Raw genomic sequence first — 23,334 nt, 5'->3', positions numbered from 1 at the left:
AACAATATGATTGCTGGTAACCGAAACTTGTCCGTAAAAGACTTTCCAATCGGTCATAAGCATGTTACCAGCCGGTGCCAATTCAACATGTAACAAACCGTAGTCGCTGCTCCCGGTCTCATTGCCGGAGAGGCGGCTTTTCTCATTCGGTAAAACCGGTAAAGGAATTGGCAATGGCTAAAATCGTGGAATCTTCGACCGGCGCGCTCGCTCTCACTTTTGATGATGTGCTTTTGCAGCCCGGTCATTCCGAGGTCATGCCTGGACAGGTCGACCTGCGCACCCGTATTGCCAAAGACATCGAATTGAACTTACCGCTGCTGTCAGCCGCTATGGATACGGTTACGGAATCGCGTCTGGCTATTGCCATGGCACAGTCAGGCGGTATCGGCGTTATTCATCGTAACCTGACACCTGAACGTCAGGCTGAAGAAGTCCGCCAGGTCAAGAAGTTTGAATCCGGCATGGTGGTGAATCCTGTCACCATCGGACCGGACGCAACGCTTGCCGATGCGCAGGCCCTCATGAAGGCACATCGTATTTCCGGTATTCCGGTTGTCGAAAACGGCGCCAAGGGACCGGGCCGTCTTGTCGGTATTCTGACCAATCGCGATGTGCGTTTCGCATCCGATCCTGCACAGAAGATTTACGAACTGATGACGCGTGAGAACCTTGTCACGGTTCGCGAAAACGTCAATCAGGATGAAGCCAAGCGTCTGCTTCATGCGCACCGCATCGAAAAGCTGCTGGTTGTTGACGATAAAGGGCGTTGCGTTGGCCTGATTACCGTCAAGGACATGGAAAAGTCACAGCTCAATCCAAATGCTGCCAAGGATGCGCAGGGTCGTCTGCGTGCGGCTGCTGCAACGAGCGTTGGCGAAGATGGTTATGAACGCGCCGAACGCCTGATCGATGCTGGCGTTGATCTTCTCGTCGTCGATACGGCTCATGGTCATTCGCAGCGCGTTCTGGATGCAGTTGCTCGCATTAAGAAGGCTTACCCCAATGTCGCGATCCTGGCAGGCAATGTTGCCACTGCTGGCGGCACGCAGGCGTTGATCGATGCTGGTGCAGACGCGGTCAAGGTCGGCATCGGACCGGGTTCAATCTGCACGACGCGTATCGTTGCAGGCGTTGGGGTGCCACAGCTTTCAGCGATCATGTCGGCTGTAGAAGCAGCGCACAAGCATAACATTCCGGTGATCGCTGATGGCGGCATCAAGTTTTCCGGCGATTTCGCCAAGGCTCTGGCCGCAGGTGCTGTTGCTGCAATGGCTGGCTCTTTGCTGGCCGGTACGGAAGAAAGTCCGGGCGAAGTTTATCTGCATCAGGGCCGTTCATTCAAATCCTACCGTGGTATGGGCTCGGTTGGCGCCATGGCGCGCGGCTCGGCCGACCGTTACTTCCAGGCTGAAGTCCGTGATGAATTGAAGCTCGTGCCGGAAGGTATTGAGGGGCAGGTCGCTTACAAGGGCCCGATTTCGGCAGTTCTGCACCAGCTTGCTGGTGGTCTGCGCGCCTCGATGGGCTATGTCGGCGCCAAGACGCTGGAAGAATTCCGCGAAAAGGCAACTTTCGTACGCATCTCTAATGCTGGTCTGCGTGAAAGCCATTCGCATGGCGTGGCGATCACTCGCGAAAGCCCGAACTATCCGGCCGGCATGTAATACCACACCTGATGTAATAATCGATCAAGGCGGCGTTCATCGCCGCCTTTTTCATGCGAGGCTGGCAAGCTCTGCATCATCAATGAGAAGTTTGTTTGCACTTTCAACAATACAGTCTGCAAGTGCTTGAAAATCCTTGCGACGTTTGCTTTGTCTGCGCCAGAACAGAGCGATTTCGCGTTTTGGTTGCTCACCGTCAAATGGCACAATCCGCATATGATTGCTGCGCGTCTCTGCATGCACTGCAATTTCGGGGATCAGCGTTAGACCCATGCCATGGCTGACCATCTGTAAAAGTGTGGTCATGCTGGTTGCACCATATTTTACGAGCTGGCGCTGTGATGGCAGCGAGCACACCGCTAGCGCCTGATCACGCATACAATGGCCTTCTTCAAGCAATAAAAGCCGGTCCAGCGCCACATTATCCTGCGTAATGGGCGAGGAGAGAATTGTCTGGTCATTGCTGGAGGTAGCGATCAGAAAGCGATCATCGAAAAGCTTCTCATGTGCAAGGCGATCATCGATGATCGGAAGGACGGCGACGATGGCGTCAATTTCGCCTGCGTAAAGCTCGTCGAGAAGCTTGGCTGTCACGCTTTCACGCAATTGCAGGCGAAATGACGGGTGACGATCTCGCAACAGCGGGATGAGATGCGGCACCAGATAGGGCGCTACAGTGGGGATAATCCCCAGCCGCAATTGTGTTTGCAGCAGGCCTTTGCTTTGCGCTGAAATCTCCTCAAGTGCATGAAGTTCTTTCAGAATGGTGCGAATGCCGGGCAGCAGCTCACGACCAAGCTCTGTCATGATGACTTTACGCTGTGAGCGCTCAAATAGAGGCGCACCCGCCACAGCTTCCATCTCGGCAATCTGGGCCGAGAGGGCAGGTTGCGAGATATGGGCCAGCTCGGCGGCTTTCCGGAAGTGGAGGGTGCTTGCGAGCGCATCAAAATAGCGCATTTGTCTGATCGTAAACATGATAAGTAAATCCTATCAATAATAACATAAAAAGCAATTGGAGATTATTATTGGAACGAGTCTAAACTCTTTTCGTTACCCAGCCAGAGTGTGATGCAGCAGGGCTGCTCATACCAAAAGCCAGGCTGAATGCTGGATCGACCAATTTATTTTTCAGAAGGGAAATTCCTATGGCAGACCGTCCGATTATGACTACAAGTGCTGGTGCGCCTATTCCGGATAACCAGAATTCCCTTACCGCCGGTGAGCGCGGCCCTGTTTTATTGCAGGACTATCAGCTGATCGAAAAGTTGACGCATCAGAACCGTGAGCGCATTCCAGAACGCGTTGTTCATGCGAAGGGTTGGGGTGCATTCGGCACGCTGACCATCACCGGCGATATTTCAAAATATACCAAAGCCAAGGCGTTGCAGCCGGGTGCAAAGACACCGATGCTGGCCCGTTTCTCGACCGTTGCCGGTGAGCAGGGTGCCGCTGATGCCGAGCGCGATGTGCGTGGTTTTGCGCTGAAATTCTACACCGAAGAAGGCAACTGGGATCTGGTTGGCAACAACACACCGGTCTTCTTCGTGCGTGATCCACTGAAATTCCCCGATTTCATCCATACCCAGAAGCGTCATCCCAAGACCAATCTGCGTTCGGCAACCGCCATGTGGGATTTCTGGTCACTTTCGCCAGAAAGTCTGCATCAGGTAACAATTCTGATGTCTGATCGCGGCCTGCCGACCGATGTGCGTCATATCAACGGTTATGGCTCACACACCTATTCCTTCTGGAACGATGCGGGCGAACGCTACTGGGTGAAGTTCCACTTCAAGACCCTGCAGGGCCATAAGCACTGGACGAATGAAGAAGCCGAACATGTGATCGGTCGCACACGTGAATCCACGCAGGAAGACCTGTTCACCTCCATTGAGAAGGGTGAATTCCCGAAGTGGAAGGTTCAGGTGCAGATTATGCCGGAACTGGACGCCGACAAGACGCCATACAATCCGTTCGATCTCACCAAGGTTTGGCCCCATGCCGACTACCCGCCGATCGATATTGGCGTCATGGAACTCAACCGCAATGCGGAAAACTACTTTACCGAGATCGAAAATGCTGCGTTCTCGCCCTCAAACATCGTGCCGGGCATCAGCTATTCGCCGGACAAGATGTTGCAGGCGCGCCTGTTCTCCTATGCCGATGCACACCGTCATCGCCTTGGCACACATTATGAGAACCTCCCGGTGAACCAGCCAAAATGCCCGGTGCATCACTATCATCGCGATGGCCAGATGAACACGTATGGCGGCATCGCAACGGGTAACCCGGATGCATATTACGAGCCGAATTCGTTCAACGGTCCGGTCGAGCAGCCATCAGCCAAAGAACCACCGCTACGCATCAACGGCGATGCGGATCGTTATAATCATCGCATTGGCAATGATGATTATTCGCAGCCGCGTGCGTTGTTCAATCTGTTCGATGATGGGCAGAAGGCGCGCTTGTTCTCGAACATTGCTGCCGCGATGGGCGGGGTTCCTGGCTTCATCGTTGAACGTCAGCTTGCTCACTTCAAGCTTATCCATCCTGACTATGAAGCAGGTGTTCGCAAAGCCCTTCATGATGCCCATGGCTATCAGGCAAATACGATCGCCGTTAATGAAGAAGTGGACGCAGCGGAATAGTCGCGTATTTTCTTCATTTAGTGAAAAGCCGGATGCCCCCGCTCCGGCTTTTTGCTTTGTTGTAAGCTTAAATAGTCTATTGTTGAATTCCCGATTGCCTTTTCCCATTAAGGAAGGCTATGCCCCACTTAACAAATATGAAGGAGCGGCAATGCGGCTTGGCGGACGCCTTCAGGCGGCAATCGAGGTTTTGAATGATATTGAAGCGGGCAAGCGCCCGGCTTCCGACGCACTGAAGGATTGGGGTGCATCGCATCGCTTTGCCGGTGCGGGCGATCGTGCCGTCATCGGCAACATTGTTTATGATGCTTTGCGTCGAAAACTATCGATAGGGTGGCGCATGGATGCAGACGACGCCCGTGCCTTGGCATTTGGTGCGCTGGTCTCTGAAGGCGGTATGGATTTTGCCGCAATTGATACTGTGCTTGAAGGCGACAAATTTGCGCCGGCAATGATTGAAGCAGCCCGGCGAGATGCTTGGGAAAGCCGTGATATTATGGATGCCCCTGCCTATGTTCGGGCAGATGTGCCCGAATGGTGTGTGCCTTCGTTTGAAGAGTTGTTCGGGGAGCGCTGGGTGGATGAAGCCGCGGCACTTTCCACGCGCCCGCCGGTTGACCTGCGGGTCAATCTGTTGAAAGCCAAACCAGAGGCGGTCATCGACGCTCTGGAAAAAGCCGGCGTTGCGCAGGCACCGCTGCTTAATCAGGCTTTGCGTATTCCGCCTTTAGAAGCGCTTGGCCGTCATCCCAATGTGCAGACGGATCAGTCGTTCCTTGATGGCTGGTTTGAAGTGCAAGATCTGGGGTCGCAGCTCGCGGCGCTGTTCGCGGGTGCGAAACCCGGCGAACAGGTGCTGGATTATTGCGCAGGCGCAGGCGGAAAGACTTTGGCGCTGGCCGCAGCCATGCAGAACAGTGGGCAAGTCCATGCTTATGATGCTGAGCGTGCGCGCCTCTCGCCAATGAGTGATCGGTTGCAGCGCGCAGGCGTCCGCAACACGCAGATACACGGCAATCTCGATGCGCTGGCACCATTGATCGAGCGCATGGACCTCGTGCTCACCGATGCGCCTTGCACGGGCTCGGGCACATGGCGGCGCAGACCGGATGCAAAATGGCGCCTCAATGAGCAGCAGCTCGAGCGTCGTGTGCAGGATCAGCATGAAGTGCTGGAAGCCGCGAAGCATTATGTCAAGCCGGGTGGCAGATTGGTCTATGTAACCTGTTCGCTGTTTGCGGAAGAAAATACGAGGCAGGTTGAGCGCTTCCTTTCCGAAAACAGCAATTTCGAGGAAACATCCCCTCGCGAACTCTGGAGCAAAGTTGTTCCTGATGCTGGAGACATTGCCCCTGTTTTCCCGGCTCGAGGCAGCGTATTTTCCCCATTGTCAACGGGCACAGATGGGTTTTATGTGAGTGTTCTACATAAACGAGGCTGACTTCAGGGTGCTTTATGCCAGCGCAAAGAATTGCAGAGCCTGATTTTAAAGAGCGCGTCGAAGAAAGCTTCGGTCGACAGGCAGCCATGAAGTTGATCGGTGCCGAGCTTACCCGTTGTGAGCCCGGTATTGTGGAAGTCGAGATGCCGTTTCGGGACGAGCTGACACAGCAGCATGGCATTCTCCATGCAGGCATCATTTCCGCAGCGCTGGACTCGGCCTGCGGTTATGCGGCACTCAGCCTGATGCCTTCCGACGCCGCGGTGCTTACAATCGAGTTTAAGGTCAATCTGCTTGCCCCCGGCAGAGGTGATCGGTTTCTTTTCCGAGGCGAAGTTACCAAGCCCGGACGAACGATTATGGTCAGTGATGGACAGGCTTTCGCTGTCACAGACACCGAAGTGCGGCTTATTGCGACCATGACAGGCACAATGATGGTTGTTCAAGATCGTAAAGGGCTACAGGGGTGATCAGAACGATTGCAGATAAACGTCTTCTGTACGTAATGGCTACAGAAGCCGAGTATGGTCCTTATTTAAGTTCACTCTTCTTGCCACTGATGATTGGTGTCGGGCCTGTCGAATCCTCAATCAATCTGACGCGCGTTCTTGCCGTACTGGAACAGCAGGGTGAATTGCCTGATCTCATTATTTCTATAGGTTCTGCCGGATCGGCCAAGCTTGAACAGACAGAAGTGTATCAGGTCTCCTCTGTTGCCTATCGCGACATGGATGCTTCGCCGCTGGGTTTTGAAAAAGGCCGTACGCCATTTCTTGATCTGCCAAAGTCGATTGAATTGCCTTGCCTGATACCGAACTTGCCAAAAGCCACGCTTTCAACAGGCGCGAATATTGTTTCCGGAAAAGCCTATGACGATATCGATACCGACATGGTCGATATGGAGACATTTGCCTGCCTGCGGGTCTGCCAGACATTCGGTGTAGAGCTTATCGGCCTGCGCGGTATATCCGATGGCGCGCGCGAATTGAGTCATGTCGGCGACTGGACCGAGTATCTTCATGTCATTGATGAAAAAATGGCTGGTGTCGTTGAGCGGTTGGAGGCTGCAATTTGGGATGGGGTGCTGACACTTCCTGACAAGGATATGTCAGTATAGGCGCTATTTCTATGCGCGATTGTTGAAACATGGCACTTCGTCCATTGCATTTCCGGCACTTTTTATCTAGATGCTGCGCATGAGCACCACGGCACATCCTGACACTATTCTTATCATCGACTTTGGCAGCCAGGTCACGCAGCTGATTGCGCGTCGCGTGCGCGAAGCCAATGTCTATTGTGAAATCGTCCCTTTCCAATCAGCGGAAGAGGCTTTCAAAAGGCTCGCACCGAAGGGCGTTATCCTTTCGGGGAGCCCGCACTCGACGACCGATATCGGATCGCCGCGTGCTCCACAGTCTGTATTTGACGCAGGCATCCCTGTTCTCGGTATCTGCTACGGCGAACAGACCATGTGTGCCCAGCTGGGCGGCAAGGTCGAAAGCGGTCATGATCGCGAGTTCGGTCGGGCATTCCTCGATGTGCAGTCGGACAGCCCGCTGTTTTACGGTATCTGGGCCAAGGGCACACGCCATCAGGTCTGGATGAGCCACGGTGACCGCGTCACATCGTTGCCGGATGGTTTCACCATCATCGGTACTTCGCCAAATGCACCGTTTGCCGCAATCGCGGATGAGAAGCGCAAGTATTACGGCGTGCAGTTCCATCCGGAAGTCGTACATACGCCAGACGGCGCAAAGCTTCTTCAGAACTTCGTTCATCGCATTGTCGGCGTAAAGCCGGGCTGGACGATGGGCGCCTATCGCGAACAGGCTGTCGAAGCAATCCGCAAGCAGGTGGGTAGCGGCAAGGTTATCTGTGCGCTTTCCGGTGGCGTCGATTCCTCCGTTGCAGCCCTTCTGGCGCACGAAGCCATCGGTGATCAGTTGACCTGCATCTTGGTCGATCACGGTCTGATGCGCAAAAACGAAGCTGCCCAAGTCGTTGAAATGTTCCGTGAGCATTACAACCTCCCGCTTATCCTTGTTGATGCTGCTGATCGTTTCATTGGCGAATTGGAAGGCGAAACCGATCCTGAAAAGAAGCGCAAGACGATTGGTCGTCTCTTCATTGAAGTCTTTGAAGAAGAAGCCAAGAAGCTCGGCGGCGCAGATTTCCTTGTGCAGGGTACGCTCTATCCGGACGTTATCGAAAGCGTTTCCTTCACTGGTGGTCCATCGGTCACAATCAAGTCGCACCACAATGTTGGTGGCCTTCCAGAGCGTATGAAGATGCAGCTGGTTGAACCACTGCGTGAATTGTTCAAGGACGAAGTTCGTCTTCTCGGCAAAGAGCTTGGTCTGCCGGATAGCTTCATTGGGCGCCATCCATTCCCTGGTCCGGGTCTTGCGATCCGTTGCCCGGGCGGTATCACCCGCGAAAAGCTAGAAATCCTGCGTGAAGCCGACGCGATTTACCTCGATGAAATCCGCAAGGCTGGTCTTTACGATGCCATCTGGCAGGCATTCGCCGTTTTGCTTCCTGTTCAGACCGTGGGTGTTATGGGTGATGGCCGTACCTATGAATTCGTCTGTGCCCTGCGCGCGGTGACTTCGGTTGATGGCATGACTGCGGACTTCTACCACTACGACATGAACTTCCTTGGCAATGCAGCAACCCGCATCATCAACGAAGTGCGCGGTATCAATCGCGTTGTCTATGACGTGACATCGAAGCCTCCGGGCACGATCGAGTGGGAATAATTCTGTAATAGTTTCATTGGCACGATAATAATATGCCCGCAGAAATGCGGGCTTATTATTATATTCGGCGGCTACGCTTCCTAAATGAAGCTGCATCGATGTAAAATTTTTGTAACTTCGCATAGAGGCTCCGGCGGGGCATCGCTAATATATTCGCCGCGTATCCAACGTCACCATTTGTGCGTTCAAGCGCCTCGCGCAACACTTTTTCTTCAAATATATCCATCTGCTTTGAAAGCGGAAGCGTGCTTGTTTCTTTTGATGTGTCGTTTTTCAATCCTAGAACGACTTGCTTTGCATAGTTGCGAAGCTCACGAACATTACCTGACCAGTCATCTGAATTTAAACGATGCTCGGTTGTCGCATCTATTCGGGGACGGGGCTGGCGGAACTGTGCCGCTGCCTCATCAAGAAAGTATGAAAATAGAATTCCTATGTCTTTTCGACGTTCTCGTAGAGGGGGGATTCGTAATCGTACGGTTTCTAGCCTATAGAATAAGTCTGAACGGAATTGGCCATGTTTTACAGCTTCGCCCAAATTAACTTTGGCCGCCGCTACTACTCGCATATTAACGGCGCGTGGTTCTCCAGAAATACCGGGTAGCTCACGTTCTTCAACAACACGCAGAAGTTTTCCTTGCAATGAGGAAGACATGCTGTCAATTTCATCCAGAAAAAGAGTTCCGCGATCGGAATCTGCAATTCTTCCGCGCTGTATACGATTTCCAAAAAGAACGTCATCGGCAACTGCGTCGGGGAGTGCGGCGCAGTCGATGGCTATAAAGCTGTGAGTGTGCCTTGCACTCCAGCGATGCAGCATTCGAGCCACTAGTTCTTTTCCTGTCCCTGTCTCCCCCTCAATAAGCACATCGACATCGACACTCGCAAGTTGCCTGATTGTTTCACGTAGCCGGACCATCACCTGTGTCTCACCAAGTAAGGGGAAATCTTGTTCAGCTTCAGCAGCAGCCTTGCGCAAACGTTGGTTTTCAATAACCAAGCGCCGCATCTCCAAGGCTCTCCGAACGCTTCCTATCATGTGATCAGTGACAAATGGTTTGGCAATGAAGTCAAATGCGCCTTTTTTTAGTGCTGTGACCGCCATATTGATGTCCCCGTGACCTGTCATCAGGATGACTGGTAAGTCAGGATCGCGGGTTAATAGCTTTTCAAGAACTTCGTGGCCGTCAACCTTTGGCATACGGATATCTGTTACAACAATCCCTGGATAATCTGCGGCTAGATTAGCCAAAGCCGATTGGCCATCGTGGTACGTTTCGATTTCGAAGCCTGCGATTTGAAAAGAGTCGGCAAGCGCTGTGCGAAAAGCTGCATCATCATCAACAAGCATAACACGAAGCGGAACGGCGGCAGAGTTTTTTGTTGTCATGTCTTTTGCGGCTTCTTAATGGCTGCGGAGAAGGCAGCGCCTCCTAAAAGAGAAGGAACGATGTTTAACGTTCCTTCCAGATCAATCATGATGTCGCGAGCTATACGGAGGCCTAAGCCCAAACCATCGGATTTAGTTGATACAAAAGGGCTGAAAATACTTTCACCAAGCTTTGCATCTATTCCTGGCCCATTATCCGCTACTGTTAACGTGACGAACTGATCGTCTTCAGTAACTGAAAAAGCGATGTGCGGCGAGGATTGATCACCTACAGCGTCCAAAGCATTTTGCAGCAGATTTACGAGAACTTGCTCGAGGCGGACGCGGTTTGCCAAAACTTCAACATCACACTTATCGGCGGTCACGTCTAGCTTAACCCCCGCACTTCGAAAACGATCTCCCATGATTAACAATGTACCTTCAATGAGTTGATCAATGCGTGTCGGAGATATTTCATGATGGCCTCGGCGCGCAAATTGCCGCATTTGCTGTGTTATCGAACCGATGCGAGAAGTCAGTTCCACAGTTGTTGCCAGATTAGTTGCAACTTTATTAATTCGGCCTTTTCCTAGATGATGTTGAGCATTTTCGGCTAGAGTTTGTATGGTTGCGACAGGCTGATTGATTTCATGCACAAGACCAGCGGTGATTGAACCTAGTGAAGCAAGTCGATTGGCCTGTGCAAGCTCCTCACGCGCTTGCCGAAAACGCTTGTCTGCGCTCTCTCGTTCGGTTATTTCGGCGCTTAATGCAGCAGTACGATCTGCAACTGCCAATTCAAGAGTTGCTTTTTCCGAAGCGATGCGCACTGCTCGCGTCACACGCCAGTATATTGCTGCACTTAGAGTAAGAAAAATTAAAATTCCAGCAACACTGATGAGGCGTGCGAGGTCTCGTGCGGCTTTAATAGACGGCTCAATGGCCTCTATGTGCAGCAATTTAAGTTCTGTACCTGTAATCGGTTCTTCTACAGTGGTGAATTGTGTGCCGTTTGGGCCGAGTATTAATTTGTTGGTTTCCCTCGTGTATTGGCTTAAGCGTAGATCGGCGACTTTGAATTGTTCGGACTGACTTATTTTTTTTAGCTCGTCGTCTGGAATGATATTGAAATATCGAAGATCTTCGGCTTTGTCCGTACAAGCCAATATGATTCCGCGGGGGTCCACAATAAAGGTTTGGCCGCGATCATTGGACCAGGTTTTTACAAGACGGTGAAATTCAAATTTAACAACCATTACCCCTAATGGATCTGCTTCATTACCGATACGTTTTGCAAGGAAAAGACCAAAACGCCTACTAAGATCGCCGATGGCATAATATTCTGCTGCTCCGACGCTCATTGCTTCTTTAAAGTAAGGTCGAAAATCATATTTTCTTCCAATAAAGCTTTCAGACGTATATGCATTGGATGCAGCTATGACTCTGCCGTCTGTTTTAATAACGTAAATAATTGGTGAGCCGATTTCATCTGCAATAAATTTTAATTTTTTGTTGAGCCTATTCGTTGCCATGTGGTCTTCACCGACTAATACGTCATGAAGGTCGCTATATTCTTTAAGAACAGTGGGAAGTAGGCGAAATTTAGCTAACTCACTATCGACTAATCTGGTTTGCTGTCGGGCAATAAGCGTTGCGTCAGCATGCAGCATTTTAAGCACATGCTCTTCTGACCAAAATCGTGCGGCTGTCCAGATTGTCAGCGATAGCATTATAACGAGTATAACTAAAATGACTTTAGTGAAAATATTTGAAAATTTCATTTGTGCAGAAGTATGCACAAACTTTCAAAATGTCACGCTAAAAATTGCATGAAAATGTTTATCGAAGTGCATTCGAAATATGGTTTTGAGATATAATTCAATAGATTAGCTAATTTGTTCTTTTGCTCTGGTAGTTCAGTCCGTTGTGCCTCATTTTCAGCGCTCTTCGAGAGTGGGAACTTCGCAAGGAGGAGAAATTCATACAGCTGAGCATCCGTATTTCTAGTTCACTCGGCTTCCAAAATATCGGAATGCCGTTTGAGCTGTTGATCCATCATAACAAGCTGATTGTTTTAAGTCACAGCAGTCTAAAACCCACTGCGTTCTGATCACTTCTTGGATGCGCTTTATTCAGCGTCTGGAACATTTTCGTTCCGCAAGACAGATAAAACACCCACAAAGTCTATGGCGTTTATGCTGAAATAATGGGTGAAACCTCAAAGAGAAACTCTGGAGCATTTTATGGTTTCTATAACATCAGAACGGAGAGATGGGCCTAGTACCAATAACCGTTTAAAATCAATTATAGGTGGGTCGACTGGCAATCTTGTCGAATGGTTCGACTGGTATGTCTATGCAGCCTTCACACTTTATTTCGCTCCGCATTTTTTTCCATCTGAAAGCCAAACCGCACAACTGTTGAGTGCTGCTGCAGTTTTTGCTGTTGGTTTTATTATGCGTCCGATTGGTGCTTGGATAATGGGCATTTACGCTGATCGTAAAGGCAGAAAAGCAGGCCTTGCTCTATCTGTAACGCTCATGTGCGCAGGTTCACTTATCATCGCACTGACTCCTGGTTACCAAACAATTGGGCTTTTTGCTCCTGCTCTTCTAGTACTCGCGCGTTTGATGCAGGGTCTTTCTGTCGGTGGGGAATATGGTGCAAGCGCAACTTACCTCTCGGAAATGGCGGGCAAAAGCCGCCGTGGCTTCTTTTCATCCTTCCAATATGTCACGCTTATTTCTGGCCAGCTGTTAGCTATTCTTCTACTCATTGTACTTCAGAGTACAATGGAAACGTCTGATCTTGAAGCGTGGGGTTGGCGTATTCCGTTCTTTATCGGTGCGTTGCTTGCTGTGGTTGTCTTCTGGCTGCGTCGTGGCCTCGCAGAAACTGAAAGCTTTAAGAACGCTAATAAAAAAGACGCGCCGAAATCAGGTTTCTGGACACTTATTAAGTATCATCCAAGGGAAACCGCTCTGGTAATGCTTTTGACGGCTGGTGGTACGCTCGCTTTCTATGCGTACTCTATTTATATGCAGAAATTTCTTGTCAACACATCTGGCTTCAGCCGTGAAGTTGCAAGCCAGATTAATGCGATTACGCTTTTTATTTTTATGTGTCTTCAACCGGTTGCTGGCGCACTATCTGACAAGATTGGACGTAAGCCGCTGATGATTGCGTTCGGAGCTGCGGGTGTTTTGTTCACCTACCCAATATTCTCAACGCTTGAGCAAACGCGTGATCCGTGGATTGCAGGACTGCTGGTGATGGGGGCGCTAATTATTGTAACGGGTTACACGTCAATCAATGCTGTCGTTAAAGCGGAACTGTTTCCTGCTAATATTCGTGCGCTTGGTGTCGCTTTGCCTTACGCCCTTGCCAACACATTGTTTGGTGGGACCGCGGAATATGTAGCGCTGAGCTTTAAAAATGGAGGTTGGGAGCGTGGCTTTTATTGGTATATCACACTTATGATTGGCGTTTCGTTGATCGTTTATCTGCGGATGCGAGATACCAGTAAAGATAGTATGATTAAGGAAGATTGAAGTTGAAAAGTGCCGGGTATTAGCCCGGCATTTTTTAAGAAGAGATATTCAAGAAACTCTCGGCATAGCTACGAAGGTGCATGAGAAGCATACGAGAATATTCGGGTACCTAATTGCACCCCGCCCATCATGGAACGCACTTATTGGTGCAACAGCCGTTTCCATTATGGCACTCGGATCAGTTGCGATGGCCGATGAGCCTTCTGCGGAACTGATTGCCAAGGGTCGTTATATCGCCCCCGCATCAGATTGTGCAGCCTGTCACACGGCACAACACGGCGGTCAGCCATCTGCAGGCGGTTATGGCAGTGCGTCACCGCTTGGCACAATCTTTTCGACAAACATCACGCCATCAAAAGCTGATGGTATAGGCGATTACACCGAAGAAGAATTTGCGCGTGCCATTCGCGATGGCATGGCGAAAGATGGTTCTCATCTTTATCCGGCTATACCTTATACACCCAACCCGAATATGACCGACGAAGACGTGAAAGCGCTTTATGCATATTTCATTCATGAGGTGAAGCCGGTCGATCATCAGCCGTAGAAGACTGAACTGCCGTTCCCATTCAGCATCCGCACATCGATGGCTGTATGGCCCCTTCTTCTCGTCGATAAGACCCTTTTAAGCTTGACGCTAACGAGTCAGATGAGTGGCACCACGGAGCCTATCTCTCGGAAGCGTTGGTGCATTGCAGCACCTGTCATACACCACGCAATGATCTGATGGCGGAACAGAGAAGCAAGGCACTATCCGTGGTTCGCTCGGCTCGTGGTATGCGCCGAATATTACCTCTGATCCTGCCAGCGGTATTGGTGACTGGTCGCAGGACGAACGGGGGCAATATCTGCGCACCGGTTACGTAGCAAATAAGGCGCAGGCTGCAGGCCCTATGGCAGAAGCCATTGAACACAGCCTTCAGCATCTGACCAATGAAGATCTCAACGCGATCGCGGTTTACGTCAAAGACATGGCTCCGATTTCGTCCCGCGATAAGACTCTACGTGACAAGTTTGGCAAGCCATCTGTGACCGAATATGCGCTGCGGGGGCTTCCGGGTGAGGCGCCAAATGAGAACGGCTTTCGTATTTTCAGTGGTGTTTGCGCAAATTGCCATCAGATGAATGGTCAAGGCAACAAGCGTTATTCGTCGCTGTCCCACAACACGGTGACTGGCGCTGACCGTTCGGACAATCTGGTTTCGGCAATCGTATTTGGTGCTGATCGAACGGTCAATGGCGAGACCGCCTATATGCCCGGCTTTGGACCAGAAGCATTCTATACGGATGGCCTGTCCGATCAGGATATTGCCGGTGTCAGCAACTATGTACTGGCACAATATGGCAACCCGGATGTCAAGGTGACGCATGCCAATGTCAAGCTGATCGTCTGGCTGGCTCGTCGCTGCAAGCGCAAAGCCGCCTGATCATTTCTTTTACAATTGCATTGAGCACTCCCGCAGGAGACCAATAATGCCAGTCGATAATTTTCAAGACACCGTTTTCGGTCGTCAAACATCTCTCCGATCCGTGTTACGCGGCTCTGTTGCAATAGCAGCTCTTGCTGCAATCGGAGCCCTTGACGGCCCTTTGTCTGCATCGGCTACCGACGAGACGCAGCAGGACTTCATGCAGCTTTCGACCTTTCTGACCGGTCATGATCTCGATCCGGTATTGGGCAGCCGCTATTTCGCAGCACTTCAGAAGCGTAATCGCGATCTCGTAGCACAAATGAATGTGCTCAGCGCGGCCATCAAGGAGAACAATGTCGCCAATATGGACGCATTTCTGGAGCAGCCTTCCGTTGATCCGAAGCTGATGGAAACCGCGACCAAGATTGTATCGGCTTGGTATCTCGGCATTGTCGGAGAACCGGAAGATGCTGAACTGATCGCTTGCGGAGAAGCGCTGATATACCGCCCGACGCGCAATATTTTGGGGATCCCGACTTATGGACCCGGCCCGGATGCCTGGGGTCCGAAACCTGACACCAAGATTTGACAGGAAGAGAACAATGGCAAACGACGCATATGATGCGGACCTGATCGTTATCGGTTCGGGCGTAATGGGCGGGATCATTGCCAGTAGCCTTGCAAAAGCTGGCAAGAAAGTGATCGTGCTGGAAGCAGGCCCGCGCTTGGATCGCCGCGATATTGTCGAGACATTCCGCAATGCTCCTGTGAAGCTCTCACTCGCCAATGCAAAGTTGCAGGGGCGCTGGGTCGCCTTTTCCGAGCCTGCCGCACGCACCATACACCTATGGTGATTATCTCGAACTGGTTGGCCCGGTTAAATACAACACTTTATATTTGCATGTTGTCGGTGGCACGACATGGCACTTCGGTTCGTCGCTCTGGCGTATGATTTCGAACGATTTCCGCCTGAAGTCGCTTTATGGCCATGGTCGCGACTGGCCGATAAGTTATGATGAACTTGAGCCATTTTATTCGCGCGCTGAAGAAGAACTTGGCGTCAGCGGTGTCGATGGTCAGGATGAAAGCGGCCACGGCGGTGCAGCCTATCCATCGCGCTCGATTCCGTATCCAATGCGCGGCCTGAAGCCGAGCTACATGTTCAATTAGTTTTCAGAAAAGCTTTCAAAAGGCGGTTTCAACCCGATTCTTGGCCAAATGGCCGTGCAACGCGCCCCTATGGTAAGCGTCCGGCCTGTGGCGGCAACAACAATTGCAACCCGGTCTGCTCGATTGCAGCGAAGTATGATGGCTCGATGCATATCGACGAAGCAGAGCGTCACGGCGCGATCATTCAGGACAATTCTGCTGTCTACAAGATCAATGCAGATGATACCGGCAAGATTACCGCGATCTGGTACAAGCGCCTGGATGGTTCGGACCATAAGCTGACTGCACGTTATTTCGTGATGGCTGCCTATGGCATTGAATCGCCAAAAATCATGCTTCTTTCAAAGCCCGATCGCTTCCCGAAGGGTATCGCCAATTCGTCGGATCAGGTAGGCCGTAACCTGATGGATCATACTGGCATCAGCATGAATGTGATGGCGAATTCCGCAAAAACTATCCAAGCTACAAGATCAAGGTTCGTAACACTGTTCCAATGGGTCAGACAACGGCGAGCCTCCTGGAAGAAGGGTGTGCTTGGCTCGAAGCTTGATGCTGAAATTCGTCGTCAGTCGGCGCGATCACTCAACTGGGCCGTCGATTTTGAAACTTTGCCATTGGTTGAAAACCGTGTCTTCCCAAGCACGGACAAGGTCGATGCGCTGGGTATTCCGGTGCCGTTGATCTATTACAGCGTCACAGACTACTGGAATGCAGGGCGCGACCGTGCATTGCAGGATTTTGATCAGATTGCAAAGCTTCTCGATGGTGAGATCTTGAGCACTGACGTCAAACGGTAGAACCGCCAGCACATCATGGGCACAACGATTATGGGCGATGATCCAAAGAATTCGGTCGTTGATCGCGACTGCCGCACCCATGATCACCGCAATATGTTCATTGCAGGCACCATCGTTATGTCTTCATCATCTTGCGTTAATCCAACACTGACAGGTGCGGCGCTCAGCGTGCGTATTGCCGATACCTTGATCAAGGAAATTTAGTCCAAGATGGTAGGCAAATAGGCTTGGGCTATTTGGGCCCAAGCTTCATGACGAGTTTTCGCGAGCTGATCGAATAGCTTCACTCTTCGTACTCGCGGCTTGGTGTTTGATTTTAAAGCGGCGCGGTACGGGATCAATAATTAATGGTTACGACGACTGTATCTGTATAAGTACCTGATATTGGCGTGGTTTGAGGCGCTACACGGCCATAAACAGTTACATTTTGTATTGTTCCTGTTCCTGTGCCGGGCACAATCTGGTTTGCGGCACTACCCCAGGGAACCGTTCTAGCACTATTGGAGTAAAGCCCATATACGATGGCATCATTTGACCCAAGTGTCATTCTGCGTTGAGTAGGCTGAGCGTTGCTCAGGCCACCATTTAAAGCAATGCTGTACGGCAGACCCAACGTGCAATTGACTGACAACGTACCCGTTGCATCGACGTTGACGAGGAGATTGCTTTGTGAGCCAAAATTGATGTTCGTTGCCGACACTGTGCAAGAGCGGTTGACGATAGCCTGGACTGTAAACGTCGGCTGGATTGGGTTTTCGACAACCGTTGAACAATCAGGTGCTCCTAACAGATAGCGAACATAGTTTATGCGCGCTTGACCACCGGAAAAATTTGATAGGTATGTGCCTGCAAGCTTTGAAGCCTGTGATCCAAGAATACGGCCATAAATCGTACGGGTTGCTGTTCCTGGACCGAGAATAGGAGCAATAACATCAATTGCAGGGACTGTTCCCAGTGTTGCGTTTGTTGATGAACCCCATGGAATTGTGCGGTTGGCGTCTTGGTAAAACTGATAAGTCAGTGTGTTTGTACCATTAATCATAAGGCGGTTGCTGCCAGAACTACCTCCGCTTCCTGCTTCAAGATTAGGACATAGGCGCATAAGTAGCTGAAGATTAAGTGAGCTTGAGCAGCTGACGCTTAGTGTTGCTGTGGTATCCACGGCACCTCCTGCCTGAAGATTGACTGAGCCAAAATTCATGTTGGTGATGCTGGCTGTACAAGTTTGAGCAAGCGCTACAGTCATACCCATAAGGCTCAAGAATATTGTTGCAATGATAGTCAGAAATTGTTTTTCCATTGGTCTTTCCGGCACACGGCATCAGGTATTGTCGTTCGTCCGCTAGCGTTTGCGGGAGCATTGAAAGCGACGGTGCAGTTTTCACCATTCGATCGTTCTATAGTCAGCGTATTGGCGGCAGATGCATTCTCGATATAAATCTGGCCGTCATAGCCAACGATTATATTTTCGCTTCCGTTGAGCTGCGCGGATGATCCCGTTTCAATGTATTCCCCAGCCTCATCCCGGACAGTCACAAGAACGGGGTTGTTCTGCGCTGAAACATTGAAATCAACGACAGCACCACTGCGGTCGCTTGGGCGAACAGTCTGACGGGTTGTCTCGACGCTCGCGTCAAGCGGCAGGTTTGATGGGTCGATTGAGATTGAATTGGCTTCGTAGGAACGAAGATCGGTCACAAGAAACTTTCCGCTCTTGTTTGTTTTGCCAATCGAGCGGTTTTCATAGAATACTTCAACGTCAGCTGCGCCGACATCGACCACGCTGAATGCGTCATCAACACGGTTGGACAGGAAGACGCCGCCACCGGCAGCAATGATCGCGCCTTCAAACTGTGCATTGGCCCTTATGCTGTCGTTATATTTTTCGACACCTGCTTCCGCGCGACCGATAGCGCTGCGGTAGCTTCCGCTCGCCGCCACGATGTCGTTCTGACCATAGGAGCCTCGCACGCGCCAACCCGTGCTTCCAACGACTGGTTGTTCTGATTTCATCAGCTCTGCAGTGACACTGGCGCCTTTATCGTCTGAGGATATGCCGCTTGAGGCTGTGATGTTGCTGTCCAGCGTCCATGACAGGCCCGCAAAGACACCAAATGTCCCTTTGCGTTCCAGATCCGTGAAGGTTGACAAAAAGACGTTGCCTTTCTGCCCTATCCCCTTGGTCGCAGTCATGCTGAGGATGCGCGATTTGTCGAAATCTGCAGTTTCAAGCTGCGCATAAGAAAAATTGAGGTTCATATTTTCAAATATGGGCGGCAGCGAAACTGATGCCTGATCAAGCGATCGCGGAGGTTTGGCACTATAGATTGTTGAAGGGAGTCCGAACTTTGCGATCTCGGCGGTGACGGAAGCGATATCGTTGAAATCACCGAAAGTCCGCTGCGTTCTGGCAAAAAACTTGATGTCCCAGAGCTCGGCTTCAAGACTGGCTGCAACCTGATATCCTGTCTCGTCACCAAAACGGCTGGCAGATGCAGCTACGGAGCCAATGCCGAAAGTGCCGATATTGAAGACGCCACCTGCGCCTCCATTGTAAAAATCTTTGGCACCTTCGACATGGGCTTCTAGGGTCAGTTGATTGGTGAGACCATAGCGCAGTGTCGCTGAACCAACGGGCCTTTCATCGTAATCGTTTGACTCAACGCCGTAATAGCGACGCGCAAAGCCTATTTCAGCGGAGAAATCTGCCAGCCCCTTCGCCAGAAGGTCAGAGGATGCATAGAACGGGGTTTCCGAAACCGTTTCGCGGCCAAGTGCATCGCGAACAACCAGCCGTGCGGTGCCTGAGCCGGTCACAATCGGCAGATTGGTGATGGAGAATGGGCCGGACGGCACCGAGCGTGACGCGCGCTGGGCATTGTCGACATAGACATCGACAGTTGATGGGACTGCTGCCGAACCTGAAAACTCGGGCAACGGCATCGTCACAAGATCAGGGCGAAGATTGAAATTGCGGCGTATCTGTATGCCACCCAGACGGGTAGGACGGGTCCAGGAAAGACTGCCGGAGATGATGTCACCAACATTATACGTCATGAGGCGATCTGGATCGGAGTAAGACCAGCGCGTATCAAGGCGCGTCGTACTGAAGTTTTCCGAATCTGACGAGCTTAGAATTTGAGATGAGGTGAGAATGCCATAAGGTCCGAACAATCGGCCTTCAAGCAAGCTGGAAACACCCTGGAATGACGTGAGGTCATCCCATTTCGGGCCGCCGGTCGAGCCATAGATGGTATAGTTGACCAACCCTCCCATATTGCTAGTTATGGCAGGCTTTTCCTCCTCTTCTGTGGGTGGAACGTCATCAGCCTGCGCGTCGATCACGCGCGCTGCACGGCTTCCCTCCATTGCGTCAAAACTCACAGTCTGGTTTTCTTCATCGTAAGTCGCCACCACACCGGGTAGCCGACCTATATCAACCCAGCCATCCTCTCTTGTTGCTTCTTTCGCAGGCTTGATGCCCACATTCTTCAGTTGCTCTGGCTCGATCAAAAGGAGCCCGTCGGGTGTTTGACGAAAGGCAGCAATCAACTCACTAGGCGAACCATTCACGAAGACTTCAAGTTGCAGCTCCAGAAATTCGCTGTCAGAATGATTCAATTCCGCCAACGGGGGTGGCAAATCCTGAGCCGCAGCCTTCGGAAAGGCTGAGAAGATCGTCAGACAGGCAATCGTCAGAACAGCAAGGTCAACCGCCCCCGGCGTTCGCTTGAGCATTAAACGGGCCAGCTTCGCTTTGTGCCGAGATTATCAGCGAGCCACCACCTCGATTGCCACCGGTTCCCGGTATGAACCAGGAAGCGCTGGAATTACCCAGTACGTATCCGACAAGTCCCTTTTGCTGTGCGACTGATGCGCCGCCTTTGCTTTTTACAGCCAGATCGGAAACGCGCAGCCGTTTGTCGCCGGTATTGCGTGCTGTTATCTGATAGCCGCCTGCCTTGAGCTGTGCGCTCCAGGCAACTGCGGCGCCCGAATTTTCTGGCGGCGAGAAAAATACCGGAATGGAATGCCGAACGACGAAGGTAACGGTTCCGGATTTCTTTCTGGAAGCACTTGGCAGTTCATCGACAATCAGACGATAACTTTCTTCGGCCTTGACCGGGCGCTTGGATATACGCACCACGCGAACCATATTTTCACCGCCCGGCTTGAGCTGTGAAATTGGCGGGCTTACTGCGACATCGGTGGCCGGGGTATAGGTGTCAACGCCGTTGCTCTGGCTCCATTTGAAGATTCTTACCTGCACGCTGATTGGGCGTTTCGCATCATTGGATATACGTACGCTCGATGCTGCCGTCGGCGCGCTAAGATCGACAAGCACAGGTGAAACACGCAACGATACGCTTTGCGAAAGCGCAGGAGTTACGTGCAGACCGGCAAGTAATGCCGCCGCTAACACTAGACTACGCATGATATTTTTCCTTTATGCTCTCAGTACGTGATCGTCGCCGTTACCGTATCTGTATAGACGCCCGGCGCGGGGGTGTTCTGAGGTGGCACGCGGCCATAGACAGTGAACTGTTGCGGTGCGCCAGTGCCAGTTCCCGCGAGTGTGTTGGTGCCGACAGTCGTGCCCCAGACAGTGTCTCTCGCAGCTGTCCGATAAAGAGAATAGGTAACTGTTGCGCCGCCAGTGCCTGTCATAAGGCGATTGGTAACTGTTGCGCCTGAGCCGCCGCTGCCAGCACTGAGTGCCAGATTAAAGGGCGTGGTGTTTGTGCATTGCACTGTAACAAGGCTGGTCGCATCGGTGTTCGTCGTGAGCACCCCATGAGAGCCAAAATCCATGTTGGTTGCTGAATTGATCTGGCAGGCGCCAGCAATCGTTATCTGCACTGTAAACTGCGCAGTTGTTGTCTGAGCAAAGACGATTGACGGAGATAGAACTGCCACCGCCAAAGAAGATACAAACATACTAAACTTAATACACATATTCCCTCCTGTATGCCGAAAACAGACTGATATCAGCCGTCCTCCGATGTTGTTCGCATCACAAGTATATGTATTTATTTCAAATCACTGATTTGGAATTCTATGGGTATTCCAAGTCCATATCAATGTTCATTTTGTGGAATTGTTAGAAAATTTTATATAGTAAGCATGCTAGTGAATATTGGTGCAGTTTTCGTTAAAATAAGAGAATTTTTAATATTATATTCAACTTGTAATGTCGAAATTAAACAATAAAAATCGATATTGTACTATTTGAAGAGATTCACTTTAAATTCTATTTGGGTTTGTATAGCCGTCTTCATTTAAAGAAAAGTGGTTTTGTCATGTGGTGATTGGGTGACTGATTCCCGTATCCGGCGGTGGATTGTGAGTGCTGATGTCATCTGACTGTCACGCAGGCGGAATAAAAGCGCGCAAACCGTTCAGATTGCACGCTTATGTTACATGAAACCAAAATACACGCGGATATTGCTGTACAGGCAGAAGGTTTAGGCCTTGCCTATGGTAGCAATACGATCTTCAAGAACATTAATCTGGCACTGCCAAAAGGTCACACGCTTGCTCTACTTGGCCCGTCAGGATGTGGGAAGACAACTCTTCTGCGTCTCGTAGCCGGTTTGCTTGCGCCGACCAGGGGGTCCGTCACGATCAATGGTGTATAGGTTGCTGATGCGGCGAGTGGTCGTTTTGCGCCGCATGAAAAGCGCCACCTTGGCATGGTGTTTCAAGACTACGCACTCTGGCCGCACGTGTCCGTCTATGGAAATGTCTCGTTTCCACTCGAAATGCGTGGTGTCGGGCGTGTCGAGCGCCAAGCGCGTGTGAAATCTGCACTCGACCGCGTTGGTCTTATTGGCTTCGGCGATCGCTCAATTAGCGATATGTCTGGCGGCCGGCAACAGCGTGTGGCGGTTGCGCGTGCAATCGTTGCTGAGCCGGGCCTCGTATTGTTTGATGAGCCCCTTTCCAATCTTGATCGTGAATTGCGCGAAAACATGGTCAGCGAAATCGGCCAGCTCGTCGCCAATCTCGGTCTCACCGCCATCTATGTGACGCATGACCAAAGCGAGGCTTTCTCGCTGGCGCATCAGGTCGCGATCATGTGGGCGGGCGTTATCGAACAGCTTGCAGCACCCGAAATGCTTGTTGCGCAGCCTTCTGCGCCAGCAGTTGCGGATTTTCTGCGGCTTGGCTGTGTGATGCCTGTTGAACGCGCAAATTCCGGCTATCGAATAGCGCAAACGGAAATCCACCTGTCGCACCATGCTGCGCCTGCAAAGGCGACACATCTGCTGTTGCCGTCACGTTCGGTTCGCAGCGTCGAAATGAGCGACGCATCTATTCCCGCCGCTGTTCTGCGCACGCAGTTCCGCGGTGATGGACATCTCACAACAGTCCGCATCGGTTCGCAGCATGAAGGTCACGAACTGACCTATCTCGATAGCGCTCGTCATTCTCCGGGTGTTCCGGTGGGTATTGCAACCGATGCGGAACAGCTTCGCTGGTTCGCCTAATAACTCTTTCATCTCAGGCACATCTCAGG

General features: G+C 51.3%; 21 protein-coding genes and 1 pseudogene. 15 read left to right on the top strand and 7 right to left on the bottom strand.

The window, feature by feature from the left end; all coding sequences use genetic code 11:
- The first annotated feature begins 173 nt into the window (after window positions 1-173).
- A complete protein-coding gene (gene guaB, locus H5024_RS11765) occupies window positions 174-1,667 on the top strand; it encodes an IMP dehydrogenase (protein WP_187547043.1) in 1,494 nt (497 codons plus the stop codon).
- A gap of 51 nt (window positions 1,668-1,718) precedes the next feature.
- On the opposite strand, the gene H5024_RS11760 is transcribed toward guaB, so the two are convergent.
- On the bottom strand, window positions 1,719-2,645 hold the full coding sequence (locus tag H5024_RS11760; protein WP_187547041.1) for a hydrogen peroxide-inducible genes activator: 927 nt from the start codon (window positions 2,643-2,645) through the stop codon (window positions 1,719-1,721).
- A gap of 170 nt (window positions 2,646-2,815) precedes the next feature.
- Here H5024_RS11760 and katA point away from each other — a divergent pair, with 170 nt between their 5' ends.
- The 5 genes from katA (at window position 2,816) to guaA (ending at window position 8,515) form a co-directional block, all read left to right on the top strand.
- On the top strand, window positions 2,816-4,315 hold the full coding sequence (katA, locus tag H5024_RS11755; protein WP_187547034.1) for a catalase KatA: 1,500 nt from the start codon (window positions 2,816-2,818) through the stop codon (window positions 4,313-4,315).
- Between the two features lie 151 nt (window positions 4,316-4,466).
- Window positions 4,467-5,756: an RsmB/NOP family class I SAM-dependent RNA methyltransferase gene (locus H5024_RS11750; protein ID WP_187547032.1), complete on the top strand. Its 1,290-nt coding sequence runs from the start codon at window positions 4,467-4,469 to the stop codon at window positions 5,754-5,756.
- A gap of 14 nt (window positions 5,757-5,770) precedes the next feature.
- Window positions 5,771-6,226 carry a PaaI family thioesterase gene (locus tag H5024_RS11745; RefSeq protein WP_187547028.1) on the top strand — a complete coding sequence of 152 codons (456 nt, stop codon included), beginning with the start codon at window positions 5,771-5,773 and terminating at the stop codon, window positions 6,224-6,226.
- Window positions 6,223-6,873 carry a 5'-methylthioadenosine/S-adenosylhomocysteine nucleosidase gene (locus tag H5024_RS11740; RefSeq protein WP_187547025.1) on the top strand — a complete coding sequence of 217 codons (651 nt, stop codon included), beginning with the start codon at window positions 6,223-6,225 and terminating at the stop codon, window positions 6,871-6,873. Before H5024_RS11745 ends, H5024_RS11740 begins: the two co-directional genes overlap by 4 nt.
- 79 nt (window positions 6,874-6,952) lie before the next feature.
- The gene (gene guaA, locus H5024_RS11735) at window positions 6,953-8,515 is read left to right on the top strand and encodes a glutamine-hydrolyzing GMP synthase (protein WP_187547023.1); all 1,563 of its coding nucleotides are present in this window, start codon (window positions 6,953-6,955) and stop codon (window positions 8,513-8,515) included.
- 58 nt (window positions 8,516-8,573) lie between these two features.
- Here guaA and H5024_RS11730 read toward each other — a convergent pair whose 3' ends face one another.
- Entirely contained in the window at window positions 8,574-9,905 is a 1,332-nt protein-coding gene (locus tag H5024_RS11730; protein ID WP_187547021.1) for a sigma-54 dependent transcriptional regulator, read from the bottom strand.
- Window positions 9,902-11,683 carry an ATP-binding protein gene (locus H5024_RS11725; RefSeq protein WP_348770690.1) on the bottom strand — a complete coding sequence of 594 codons (1,782 nt, stop codon included), beginning with the start codon at window positions 11,681-11,683 and terminating at the stop codon, window positions 9,902-9,904. The genes H5024_RS11730 and H5024_RS11725 overlap by 4 nt, the downstream gene beginning before the upstream one ends.
- A 444-nt stretch (window positions 11,684-12,127) precedes the next feature.
- On the opposite strand from H5024_RS11725, the gene H5024_RS11720 reads away from it, so the two are divergent.
- The 8 genes from H5024_RS11720 (at window position 12,128) to H5024_RS21145 (ending at window position 17,018) form a co-directional block, all read left to right on the top strand.
- Window positions 12,128-13,435 (top strand): MFS transporter, encoded by a 1,308-nt coding sequence (locus H5024_RS11720; RefSeq protein ID WP_187547019.1) that lies wholly within the window; start codon window positions 12,128-12,130, stop codon window positions 13,433-13,435.
- A 166-nt stretch (window positions 13,436-13,601) separates the two neighbouring features.
- The gene (locus H5024_RS11715) at window positions 13,602-13,982 is read left to right on the top strand and encodes a c-type cytochrome (RefSeq protein ID WP_187547017.1); all 381 of its coding nucleotides are present in this window, start codon (window positions 13,602-13,604) and stop codon (window positions 13,980-13,982) included.
- A 346-nt stretch (window positions 13,983-14,328) separates the two neighbouring features.
- Window positions 14,329-14,862 carry a cytochrome c gene (locus H5024_RS11710; RefSeq protein WP_187547015.1) on the top strand — a complete coding sequence of 178 codons (534 nt, stop codon included), beginning with the start codon at window positions 14,329-14,331 and terminating at the stop codon, window positions 14,860-14,862.
- A gap of 46 nt (window positions 14,863-14,908) precedes the next feature.
- Window positions 14,909-15,436 (top strand): sugar dehydrogenase complex small subunit, encoded by a 528-nt coding sequence (locus tag H5024_RS11705; RefSeq protein ID WP_187547012.1) that lies wholly within the window; start codon window positions 14,909-14,911, stop codon window positions 15,434-15,436.
- On the top strand, window positions 15,387-15,701 hold the full coding sequence (locus H5024_RS21160) for an FAD-dependent oxidoreductase (RefSeq protein ID WP_348770689.1): 315 nt from the start codon (window positions 15,387-15,389) through the stop codon (window positions 15,699-15,701). Before H5024_RS11705 ends, H5024_RS21160 begins: the two co-directional genes overlap by 50 nt.
- Complete coding sequence (locus tag H5024_RS21155; protein WP_210309690.1) at window positions 15,634-16,017, top strand: GMC family oxidoreductase; 384 nt, start codon at window positions 15,634-15,636, stop codon at window positions 16,015-16,017. Before H5024_RS21160 ends, H5024_RS21155 begins: the two co-directional genes overlap by 68 nt.
- Window positions 16,018-16,163: 146 nt before the next feature.
- Window positions 16,164-16,814 (top strand): GMC family oxidoreductase, encoded by a 651-nt coding sequence (locus H5024_RS21150; protein ID WP_210309689.1) that lies wholly within the window; start codon window positions 16,164-16,166, stop codon window positions 16,812-16,814.
- A gap of 15 nt (window positions 16,815-16,829) precedes the next feature.
- Entirely contained in the window at window positions 16,830-17,018 is a 189-nt protein-coding gene (locus H5024_RS21145; RefSeq protein WP_210309688.1) for a GMC oxidoreductase, read from the top strand.
- A gap of 133 nt (window positions 17,019-17,151) precedes the next feature.
- On the opposite strand, the gene H5024_RS11695 is transcribed toward H5024_RS21145, so the two are convergent.
- From H5024_RS11695 to H5024_RS11680, 4 genes are read right to left on the bottom strand one after another with little or no spacing between them, the layout of a single operon-like run.
- A complete protein-coding gene (locus tag H5024_RS11695) occupies window positions 17,152-18,114 on the bottom strand; it encodes a spore coat protein U domain-containing protein (RefSeq protein WP_187547010.1) in 963 nt (320 codons plus the stop codon).
- Entirely contained in the window at window positions 18,096-20,552 is a 2,457-nt protein-coding gene (locus tag H5024_RS11690) for a fimbria/pilus outer membrane usher protein (RefSeq protein WP_187547008.1), read from the bottom strand. Before H5024_RS11690 ends, H5024_RS11695 begins: the two co-directional genes overlap by 19 nt.
- Window positions 20,524-21,249, bottom strand: coding sequence for a molecular chaperone (locus tag H5024_RS11685; RefSeq protein WP_187547006.1), 726 nt, complete (start codon window positions 21,247-21,249; stop codon window positions 20,524-20,526). The genes H5024_RS11690 and H5024_RS11685 overlap by 29 nt, the downstream gene beginning before the upstream one ends.
- 20 nt (window positions 21,250-21,269) lie before the next feature.
- Window positions 21,270-21,770, bottom strand: coding sequence for a spore coat U domain-containing protein (locus tag H5024_RS11680; RefSeq protein ID WP_187547003.1), 501 nt, complete (start codon window positions 21,768-21,770; stop codon window positions 21,270-21,272).
- A gap of 458 nt (window positions 21,771-22,228) precedes the next feature.
- On the opposite strand from H5024_RS11680, the pseudogene H5024_RS11675 reads away from it, so the two are divergent.
- Window positions 22,229-23,305, top strand: a pseudogene (locus tag H5024_RS11675) (ABC transporter ATP-binding protein).
- The last annotated feature ends 29 nt before the right edge of the window (window positions 23,306-23,334 follow it).

The organism is Ochrobactrum sp. Marseille-Q0166 (genome assembly GCF_014397025.1).
In the GTDB taxonomy this organism is placed as follows: Bacteria; Pseudomonadota; Alphaproteobacteria; order Rhizobiales; family Rhizobiaceae; genus Brucella.
This window is presented reverse-complemented; position numbering and strand designations above follow the sequence as displayed.